This window comes from Mesorhizobium sp. M5C.F.Ca.IN.020.32.2.1 (assembly GCF_004023105.1).
Taxonomy (GTDB): domain Bacteria; phylum Pseudomonadota; class Alphaproteobacteria; order Rhizobiales; family Rhizobiaceae; genus Mesorhizobium; species Mesorhizobium wenxiniae.
On sequence record NZ_RZSX01000973.1, the window covers coordinates 1 to 2209 of the forward strand.

Sequence of the window (2209 nt, forward strand, 5' to 3'; positions counted from 1 at the left end):
CCCTCAACGGAGTGAAAGTGCCGGCGAATGATTTGATGACTGACATCCATGCCTCGGCCGATTATCGCGCCAATCTGATCGTGGTGATGGCCAAGCGCGCGGTGGCTACCGCCAACGCCTGACGATACCGATCGCCGGGTCTTGGATTTGTCAGCTTTGGGAAGGGGCCTTCGCGGCCCCTTCGGCGGCCGTACAGGCCAAAGTGGCCATCTCGCACTTGCACAGTGCTCTATTGCGCTGCAATATGCATGGAGGAATGCGAGCCGGGGCTCGGAGCGCACGGTTACAGCCGTGCAGCCCTTTCGCATCATTCAAATGCGAAAGGACCGGCATGACGGATATCTCCGCGGCGCAGCTTGTCGTGTCCCGGTCCGCCGCCGACACGTCGTCGAGAACAAGGCTGGCCTATCTCGACGGATGGCGCGGCCTGTCGATCGCACTGGTGCTGATCGGCCACTTCTTTCCCATTTCCGGAATCAACCTCGGTGTCATGGGCGTCGAGTTCTTCTTCGTGCTCAGCGGCCGGCTCATGGCCGAGATTCTGTTTGTCGAACGCTATCCTCTCAAGGCGTTCTTCAAGCGCCGGTTCTCCCGCGTCTATCCGGCGCTGCTGGTTTTCGTCGTCGCTTCGATGGTTGCCTTGTCCGGCACGTTTGTCGCCTTCAAATGGAAGGCGGCGCTGACGGCGCTGACATTCACCTACAATTATGCCGGGATTCTCGTCAGCCGCGCCGGCGCGCTCGACCATATCTGGTCGCTATGCGTCGAAGAACATGCCTATGTCATCCTGGCACTGATCAGTTTTTTCGTTTCAGGGCGTGCCCGCGTCGTCATGCTGCTCAGCGCGCTGTCGGTGCTGGCCATGGCAAACGGCGCGATTTCGTACTGGGTCTTCACAATGGACTACGAGGCCACCTACTGGCGGACCGACGTGCACATCGCCTCGATCCTGCTGTCGGCGGTGATATGCCTGCTCAAGGCCGACGACAGGCTGCCAGCCTTGTTCAAGGGGCCGCATGTCGCCGTCGCGGCGTCCGTCGGGGCGGTTCTTCTGTTCATGGATGCGGTGCCGACGCCGATCCATTATCTGGTCGCGGTGCCGCTGTTGGCGCTCGCCGTCAACTCGCTCGATTTCAGCACACGGTACCTGACCGGATTTTTGTCCTGCTGGCCGATGGCGACGCTGGGACTGTGGTCGTATTCGCTCTATCTGTGGCAGCAGCCGTTCTACAAATTCGTCTATTCACAGGGCAGTGCGCCGCTGCTGATGCTGGCCGGGGCGTTCGCTTGCGCTTTGTGCAGCTATTACATCGTCGAAAAGCCTGCCCGTGGCTGGCTGAACCGCAATTGGTAGGGCTGTCGCCTCAGCCGGTGATCTGCCTGGTATAGTAGCGGACCGCCTTCTTGCCGCCGTGGATCACCGCGTCGCCGACCTCGACAAAGCCAAGCGCGGCGTGAAAGGCGTCTGAAGCCGGATTGGGCGGCTCGGCATTCACCTCGCAAGTGACGATGGTCTGGCCGGCATGCAATACATGGTCGAACAGATCCTCATAGAGCCTGCGGGCATGGCCGCGACCACGCGCTTCTCCTGCAACGACGACACGGTCGACATAGACGAACCGCGGATAGCGCTCGCGGAACCACAGGAAGTTCGGGCTATCGTAGCGGGCGTTCTGGTCGAAGGTCATGATGAAGGCTTCGAGCGCACCGATGCGGCGCGCATAAAACGCTTCGCCGAGCAGGAAGGACAGGCGCTCGGGTTCGAGCCACGACAACTCGGCCGCGTGTTCGTTGTTGAGGGCGAGGACGGCGGGCTCGTCCTGCGGTGAGACCTGGTCGATCGGCAGGCGTGCTTGCGTCACGTGTTTTCTTTCTTCGGGATCATGCTCTCGCCGCCGCAATCGTCGCCGCCACCAGCGCCGCGTCGGTCACGGTGTTGCGGTACTCGCGGTCGAGGTCGGTGCCGCCCATGCCAACCTGGGGATTGCGGTAGCGCATCGCGCTCGGCACGTCCTTGAGCGCGGCGAAATGCATTTCCGTCAGTCCAGTTCTTTCCCGCACCTCGGCGATGTTCCTGGGGTTGAGCCCGCCGCAGCCAAGAATGACGATGCGCTCACCGGCCTGCTGGACGAGGCCCGCCAGCAGGGCCACGCCCTCCAATGCGGTATCGCGCTGGCCGCTGGTCAGCACGCGGCCGACTTTGCTGCGG

Annotated in this window: 3 protein-coding genes and 1 pseudogene; 2 read left to right on the forward strand and 2 right to left on the reverse strand. The window is 62.2% G+C overall.

The window, feature by feature from the left end:
• Together EOA86_RS40810 and EOA86_RS31655 are read left to right on the forward strand one after the other, a co-directional pair.
• Positions 1-122: pseudogene (locus tag EOA86_RS40810) on the forward strand (carbon monoxide dehydrogenase); the annotation flags it as partial.
• 209 nt (positions 123-331) lie between these two features.
• A complete protein-coding gene (locus EOA86_RS31655) occupies positions 332-1354 on the forward strand; it encodes an acyltransferase (protein WP_128345201.1) in 1023 nt (340 codons plus the stop codon).
• A gap of 10 nt (positions 1355-1364) precedes the next feature.
• Here the strand turns inward: EOA86_RS31655 and EOA86_RS31660 are convergent, their stop codons facing one another.
• Both EOA86_RS31660 and EOA86_RS31665 read right to left on the reverse strand, forming a co-directional pair.
• Positions 1365-1862, reverse strand: coding sequence for a GNAT family N-acetyltransferase (locus EOA86_RS31660; RefSeq protein ID WP_095521999.1), 498 nt, complete (start codon positions 1860-1862; stop codon positions 1365-1367).
• 19 nt (positions 1863-1881) lie between these two features.
• Positions 1882-2209, reverse strand: a 328-nt coding sequence (locus EOA86_RS31665) for a copper homeostasis protein CutC (protein WP_281035720.1), incomplete at its 5' end; no start/stop codon positions are given.

Coding starts and splice junctions, on each gene's coding strand:
- EOA86_RS31655 (WP_128345201.1), top strand. CDS start 332: ATGACGGATATCTCCGCGGCGCAGCTTGTCGTGTCCCGGTCCGCCGCC.